Annotated in this window: 6 protein-coding genes; 3 read left to right on the top strand and 3 right to left on the bottom strand. The window is 63.9% G+C overall.

From position 1 onward, the window contains the following. Positions 1-50 precede the first annotated feature (50 nt). The 3 genes from ACOZKU_RS25980 to ACOZKU_RS25990 all read left to right on the top strand — a co-directional run bounded on the left by ACOZKU_RS25980 (position 51) and on the right by ACOZKU_RS25990 (position 5,533). Positions 51-1,259: an efflux RND transporter periplasmic adaptor subunit gene (locus tag ACOZKU_RS25980; RefSeq protein ID WP_421581331.1), complete on the top strand. Its 1,209-nt coding sequence runs from the start codon at positions 51-53 to the stop codon at positions 1,257-1,259. 120 nt (positions 1,260-1,379) lie between these two features. Then, positions 1,380-4,694, top strand: coding sequence for an efflux RND transporter permease subunit (locus tag ACOZKU_RS25985; protein WP_421581332.1), 3,315 nt, complete (start codon positions 1,380-1,382; stop codon positions 4,692-4,694). A 155-nt stretch (positions 4,695-4,849) separates the two neighbouring features. After that, a complete protein-coding gene (locus tag ACOZKU_RS25990) occupies positions 4,850-5,533 on the top strand; it encodes a Crp/Fnr family transcriptional regulator (RefSeq protein ID WP_421581333.1) in 684 nt (227 codons plus the stop codon). 7 nt (positions 5,534-5,540) lie between these two features. Here ACOZKU_RS25990 and ACOZKU_RS25995 read toward each other — a convergent pair whose 3' ends face one another. The 3 genes from ACOZKU_RS25995 to ACOZKU_RS26005 form a co-directional block, all read right to left on the bottom strand. Then, the gene (locus ACOZKU_RS25995; protein WP_421581334.1) at positions 5,541-6,371 is read right to left on the bottom strand and encodes a GGDEF domain-containing protein; all 831 of its coding nucleotides are present in this window, start codon (positions 6,369-6,371) and stop codon (positions 5,541-5,543) included. Positions 6,372-6,482: 111 nt separating this feature from the next. Continuing rightward, positions 6,483-7,103, bottom strand: coding sequence for a Urease operon accessory protein (locus tag ACOZKU_RS26000; protein WP_421581335.1), 621 nt, complete (start codon positions 7,101-7,103; stop codon positions 6,483-6,485). Positions 7,104-7,112: 9 nt separating this feature from the next. Next, the coding region (locus ACOZKU_RS26005) for a lysozyme inhibitor LprI family protein (protein ID WP_421581336.1) at positions 7,113-7,431 on the bottom strand (319 nt) is incomplete at its 5' end.

The following is a 7,431-nucleotide window of genomic DNA, read 5'->3' on the forward strand; positions in this document are numbered from 1 at the left end:
CGCCCGGATCACGATCATATAAAGTCATGCTCTTTGGGAAAGTTCGGCCAATGGCTTCTGGACACAGGAAAGTCCTCTCGTTTTCCGTCGTCGCTTTCATGACGGCAACGCCGGGCCTTGCGCTTGCTGCCGATGCGGCAACGGCCACCGGCGATACACAGCAGCAGACCGAGAACCTTCCGGCGATCGTCGTCAGCGCCGCCGAGACACGCATCATCGTCGACCGCGTCATCGCGACCGGCACGGTGCAGGCCGTCGAGGAGGTCTATGTCGTGCCGCTGGTCGATGGTCTCTCCATCCGAACGCTCGCCGCCGATGTCGGTGACACGGTCGCGGCGGACAGCACGCTCGCCACGCTGAACGACGACACGCTCATTCTGCAGAAGAGCCAGAACGAGGCTTCGCTTGCCAAGGCGAAGGCGGCGCTGGCGCAGATCAAGGCCCAGCACGTGGAAGCGAAGGCCAATGCCGACGAGGCCATCCGCGCCCGTGATCGTGCGCTGAAGCTGGTGAAATCCGGCTCGCAGTCACAGGCCAATGCCGATCAGGCGGTGGCAACGGCCGACGCCGCGCTCGCCCGCGTCAACTCCGCCGAACAGGCCATCGCCGTGTCGGAAGCCGACATCAAGGTCGCCGAAACCCAGATCGACGATATCGCTCTGAAGCTTGCCCGCACCGCCGTGAAGTCGCCGGTCGCAGGCGTCGTTGCCGCCCGCACGGCGAAGATCGGCGCGATTGCCAGCGGTGCCGGCTCGCCGCTCTTCACCGTCATCCGCGACGGCGAAATCGAGCTGAAGGCCGATGTGTCCGAAGATACCGTGCTCAAGCTGGCCGCCGGCCAGAAGGCGACCGTCAAACTTGCCGGCGGCGCTGCCTCGCTTTCGGGCGAAATCCGCCTCGTCGAGCCGACGCTCGATCCGCAGAGCCGGCTTGGCCGCGTCTATATCCGCTTCGACGAACCGGGCAAGGCGCGCGCCGGCATGTTCGCCAGCGCCGAGATCGTCGTCCAGCAGCATGAAGGCCTCGTGCTGCCCCTCTCGGCCATCACCACGGCCGACGGCAAGACGGTGGCCCGCAAGGTCGAGAACGGCGTCGTCAAGCTCGTGCCGGTCGAAACCGGCATCCAGGACGGCCAGGTCCTCGAAATCGTCAGCGGCCTGAAGGCCGGCGACGAGGTGGTGGCCAAGGCCGGCGCCTATGTCCGCGATGGCGACAAGGTCAACCCGGTGCATGCCGAGCAGGCCTCGGCGACGAAATGACGTGAGGCCCCGCTGCGGCGGGGCTGCAATGCCGGGCCGGGGCGCCTGGTGACATGCGGGTGAGCCGGGAGGGGCCGGAGCCCTGTTAACGTCTGGTCTCTCTACAAGGACTTTGGGGACATGAACTTTTCAGCTTGGTCCATTCGCAATCCGATTGCGCCGCTGCTCGCGTTTTTCCTGCTGATCTATGTCGGCATCTCCTCGTTTTATTCGCTGCCGATCACGCGGTTCCCGAATATCGACGTGCCGATCGTCGCCATCAACGTGACGCAGAGCGGTGCCGCCCCGGCGGAGCTCGAGGTTCAGGTCACCAAGGAGATCGAGGACGCGGTCGCCGGCATCGAGGGTGTCAAGGACATCATGTCGACCGTGACGGACGGCACTTCGCTGACCTCGGTCGTCTTCGAGATCGAAAAGCCGACCAATCAGGCGCTTCAGGACGTCAAGGATGCGATCGACCGCATCCGCAGCGACCTGCCCGCCTCCGTCGATGAACCTGTCGTCACCAAGATCGATGTCGAAGGCCAGGCGATCCAGACCTTCGCCGTGTCCTCTCCGAACATGACACTGGAAGAGCTGTCGTGGTTCGTCGACGACAAGGTCAAGCGCGCGCTGCAGGGCCAGCCCGGCATCGGCAAAATCGACCGCTTCGGCGGCGCGGATCGCGAAGTACGCATCGATCTTAACCCGGACAAGCTGGATTCCTTCGGCATAACCGCGGCCGACGTGAACCGTCAGGTCCGCAGCATGAACGCCGACGCCGGCTCCGGCCGCGGCCAGATCGCCGGAGCCGAACAGGCCATCCGTACGCTGGGCGACGCCCGCTCCGTCGAAAAGCTCACCAACACGATGATCGCGCTGCCGAACGGCCGTTTCGTGCGCCTCGCCGAGCTCGGCAAGATCACCGACACTTACGAAGAGCCGCGCTCCTTCTCACGCTTCAACGGCAATCCGGTCGTCACCTTCGCCGTCTTCCGTTCGAAGGGCGCAAGCGAGGTTACCGTTGCCGAATCCGTCGCCAGCGCGCTGAAAAAGGTACGCAAGCAGTATCCCGACACCTCTATCGAGCTGGTGGACGATTCTGTCTATTTCACCTACGGCAACTACGAGTCGGCGCTGCACACGCTCATCGAGGGCGCGCTGCTTGCGACCATCGTGGTGCTTCTCTTCCTGCGCAACTGGCGCGCGACGCTGATCTCCGCCGTTGCCTTGCCGCTTTCGGCCATCCCCACCTTCTTCGTCATGGACATGATGGGCTTCTCGCTGAACCTCGTCTCGTTCCTGGCGCTGACGCTCGCTACCGGTATTCTGGTCGATGACGCGATCGTGGAAATCGAAAACATCGCGCGGCATATCCGCATGGGCAAGACGCCCTATCGCGCAGCCATCGAGGCAGCAGACGAAATCGGCCTCGCCGTCATCGCGACAACCTTCACCATCATCGCGGTTTTCGTGCCGGTGTCCTTCATGCCGGGCGTCGCTGGCCAGTACTTCATCCAGTTCGGCCTGACGGTCGCCGTCGCTGTGTTCTTCTCCCTGGTCGTGGCACGCCTGATCACGCCGGTCATGGCCGCCTATCTCATGCGCTCCGGTGATGCGGACGGCCATGGCGAGGAAAAGGAAGGCCGCTTCATGCGCGGCTATACCTGGCTCGTGAGTAAGACGACAGGCACCTGGTACGCGCGCTACGCAACGCTCGCGGCGGCCATCGCCTTCCTCATCGGCTCGGTGATGCTTCTGTCGACCGTGCCCGGCAGCTTCCTGCCGCCGGAAGACGCCTCCCGCATCGTGCTGTCCGTCGAGCTGCCGCCGGACGCCATGCTGGCCGATACCGATCGCACCACCACGAAGATCTACGACAGCGTGAAGGATATCAACGGCGTCGCGGGCGTCTTCGTGCTGGGCGGTTCCTCGCCCAAGGGCGATCTTGAGCTGCGCCGTGCATCGGTGACCGTCATTCTCGACAAGCTGGAGCATTCGCTGCTGCACAAGCTGGTCAACGACGTCTTCGGCCGCATCCCCGTTATAGGCCCCTATCTGCCGAAGATAGAAGCCAAGGGGCGCCTGCGTCCGCAATGGGATATCGAGAAGGAGATCTTCGCCACACTTCGCACGATCCCCGACGTTCGCATCATCAAGCTCAACGATCGCGGCGAGCGTGACCTTGCCTTCAACGTGCTCTCCAACAACGAGGCGGATCTCAACGCCACCGTCGGTTTGCTGGAGGCCAAGCTGCGCGCAGATCCGATCCTGTCCAATGTCAGTTCGGAAGGCTCGCTGCCGCGTCCGGAACTGCAAATTCGTCCGCGCGACGACCAGATGGCGCGCCTCGGTATCACCACCGCGCAGATTTCTGAGGTCATCCGCGTTGCCACGATCGGCGACATCGATTCCCAGCTCAGCAAGGTTTCGCTGGACGATCGCCTCATCCCGATCCGCATCCAGGTCGACCGGAACTTCCGGACCGATCTCGGTGCGATCCGCAACCTGAAGATCCAGACCGCCGCCGGCCAGTTCGTGCCGCTGTCGAGCGTGGCCGACATCGACTATTCGGAGGGTCCGAGCTCGGTGAAGCGCCACGACCGCAACCGCGTCGTGCAGATCGGCTCCGACCTTCGTCCGGGCGTGGCGCTCGACACGGCAACGGCGCGCTTCAAGGAGATCGCCGCCAGCGTCGACATGCCGCCGACCGTGCAGTTCACGGAAAGCGGTGACGCCGAAGTGCAGGCAGAAATGGTGCAGTCCTTCGGCAATGCCATGCTGCTTGGCCTGATGCTCGTGCTGATGGTGCTGATCCTGCTCTTCAAGGACGTGATCCAGCCCTTCACCATCCTGTTCTCGCTGCCGCTCGCCATCGGCGGGGTGGCAGCCGGCCTGATCCTGACGCAGAACGCGCTCTCCATGCCCGTTCTCATCGGCATCCTGATGCTGATGGGCATCGTGACGAAGAACGCCATCCTGCTCGTCGATTTCGCCATCGAGATGATGCACAAGGGCATGCACCGCGTCGAAGCGATGATCGAAGCCGGCCGCAAGCGCGCCCGCCCGATCGTCATGACCTCGATCGCCATGTCTGCGGGCATGCTGCCCTCGGCACTCGGCGTCGGCGAAGGCGGTTCGTTCCGCTCGCCGATGGCAATCGCGGTGATCGGCGGCATCATCGTCTCGACGGTGCTGTCGCTCGTCGTCGTTCCCTCGTTCTTCCTGATCATGGACGACCTGTCGCGCCTGCTCGGCTGGATCTTCGGCCGCTTCGTCGGCAAGAAGGATCAGGAATTGCTCGCCATGGAGCCGGAGGCGCTGACCCGCCTCGCCGACCAGACGAGCCGCGACGTGGCCGATCTGGAAAAGCGTATCGAGACGCTCGAGAAGAAGGCACCCGGCGAACGCAGTCCCTTCACTGTCGTGCATCACTCGCCGCTTGCGGCCGAGTAGCCAACACGGTTTAGATCCAAAGCGGCCGGTTCGATCGATTTCGAGCCGGCCGTTTTTTTGTTGATTGATCGAAATCAAGTAAGGATTGCCTGACCTCGACTATCGTTCTCCCATCAAAGAGCAAGGAATGCCTGCGGGAGCGCGGAGTGAGATCGATGAACAGGCTGATGAAACCCGGTACACGGGAACGGGAAACCCTGCTGAATTCCGGCCTTCTGGCGGCGCTCGGCGTGGAAAGCGTCGCAGCGATGATGGAGATTGCGGTGATCGGCAACCTGCCGGCGCGCCAGATCCTCTTCCGTGAGGGTGAGCCCGCCGATCTCCTGCATTGCGTGCTGTCAGGCTATGTCCGTGTCTACAAGCTCGATCCCGATGGCCGCGAGGCCGATGTCGAGCTCTACGGCCCCGGCGATATCATTGGCGCAAGCGTCGTGCTTGATGGCGGCCGCTATACCGCCACGGCCCAGGCCGCCGAACCGGCGCTCATCGCCCGCTTCGACCTGAAGCGCGTGCGCGACATCGCAAACCGCCGGCCGGATCTCGCGGTAGCGCTTACCAACGCGCTTTCCGCCCAGCTCGCAAAAGCCTATGCAAGCTTGGCCAACGACCGGCTGCACACCGCCCCGCAGCGCGTGGCGCGCTATCTGCTCGCCCATTGCATGGTCGAGGGCAAGCCGACGAGCCTTCGCCTGCCCTACCAGAAGAGCCTGCTTGCCGGCAAACTGGGGTTGGCGCCGGAAGCCCTCTCCCGCGCGTTTTCCATGCTGCGCGGCTACGGCGTCAATGTCCGTGGTCGTCTCGTCCATATCGGCGATCCGGAAGCGCTTCGCCGGGTCTAGCGGACAGTCAGCGACGACGGCCGCCGGCGGCGACAGGGCGGCTTGGCGCCAGCAATTCATCGCTCTCGTCTTCATGGATCGCCCGGTCACGGCCGAAGGATTTTGCGAGATAAAGCACCCGGTCTGCCGCCTCGAAGGTTGCGTCGAAAGAGCGCCCTGCCCCGTGATTTGCAATACCGGCGGAAAGGGTGACGGCGACCGGCCGCCCACCTGTCGCGATACGGCGCGCGCCGACCGAGCGACGCGCCTCTTCGACCAGCAGACAACAATCGCCGCGATCGTCGCTGGAGATCAGCACGGCGAATTCCTCGCCGCCGAACCGACTGACGAGATGCGCCGGCTCGAAAACCCGCTTTAGCTCCTCCGCCACGGCAGCGATGACCGCATCGCCGATCGCATGGCCATGTTTATCGTTGACGGATTTGAATCGGTCGATATCGAACAGCACGAAGAAGCCGTTAACCTTCGTTTCCAGAGCCTCGGCGAAAGCACGCCGGTTGAGCAGGCCGGAAAGCGGGTCGAGCCGGCTCAGGCGCTCGAATGCGGCGCGCGAAAGAGAGAGTTCATGGACCGCCGTGCCGATCAGCCAGGCCAGAAGCGCCGTAACGCTGGCAGCGATCAGGATGGTCGTCGATCCACCGAAGCCGAGCGCGGTACCGAACGGATAGGGCAAGAGACCGAAATTCGCGAGGATCGCGGCAACCATCAGATAGGTGGCGGTCGCCAGCGCCGTCGCCACCAGAACGGCGTTCAGCACGAACGTCCAGATGTCGGCGTTCGTCTCGAAGCCGCCCAAATCCATCTGTGCCCTCAGCCAAAGGGCCAGCCTGCCACGCATCGTTCTCTCCATAATGTATGGAGGGACCATAGGACATTTTCTTTCAGAGACGGCTAAAGCATTCGATAGAAGTTTAATCGTCCCGTTTTGGAACGTTGGTCCCGGCCGGCGTTACCGGAGAGCATCGAGGCGCTCAAGCCGGCCGCCGGCGATTTGCGCCTCCGTCCAGCGCCGTTCGGCGGCGAAGGGGTGCCATTGCCAGCCCTCATGGCCGAAGCCGGCAAGGCAGACGCGGTCGTCTGCCGTGGCGATATCGGCAAGCACATGGGCAATCACGAGCAGCCCCGAACTCGGCACGACATAAGGCGACGGATCGAAGGCGGCGAGCTCGGCATCGACGGCCTGGTGCACGGCCGCAGGCACCACTTTCAGCACACGCCCCGTGACGCGGGCGAAGGTCGCAAAGCCCTCCGTATAGTCGTCGCAGAAGTCGTCAAGGTCGGGATGGCTGAGTGCCAGCGGCGCGCGCATGGCGGCAAAAACAGAAGCCGTGCGCACGCACCAGATCTCCGTCGCCTGCCGCACGGTCCGGCTCGCCTTCCAGCGCCCGCCGGCCAGCATGTCCAAGGCCGGGCGACCGGTGTTGCAGGCAGCGACGATATCGGTCTTCCAGCCGCCGCGCCCGGCCGAACGGCAGCCGTTGAAGCGGATCACCAGATCGGCGCTGTCGATCGTTTCGGCTAGGCCGTCCGGAATGGCGCCATTGCCGACGATGGCGATCCTGCGCGACACCTGGCGACCTCAGTTCTGCTGCTCGTAGACGGCCTTCAGCTCGTCGGTCCGCTTGCGCGTGAGATCGGCAAGGCAACCGGAGACCAGCATCGGCTCCATGGACCCGCCGCGCGCCTCGAAGCCGGCGAATTCGCACTGGCCATCGCGATAGCCGATCCAGGCCCGCTGGGCGCGCTTCAACGCATCCACCGCGCCGACATAGGCCTCCCCCATATCCTTGACGTTGTCGTCCATCTCATGCGCGGCGGCCACAGCCTTCTTGTAGGCGGCGTTGAGCGCCTTGTCGGCCTGCTGATAGTCCTGGTCGGCGCAGATGTTCATGTCCATC

The organism is Shinella sp. M31, from assembly GCF_049199205.1.
GTDB lineage: Bacteria > Pseudomonadota > Alphaproteobacteria > Rhizobiales > Rhizobiaceae > Shinella.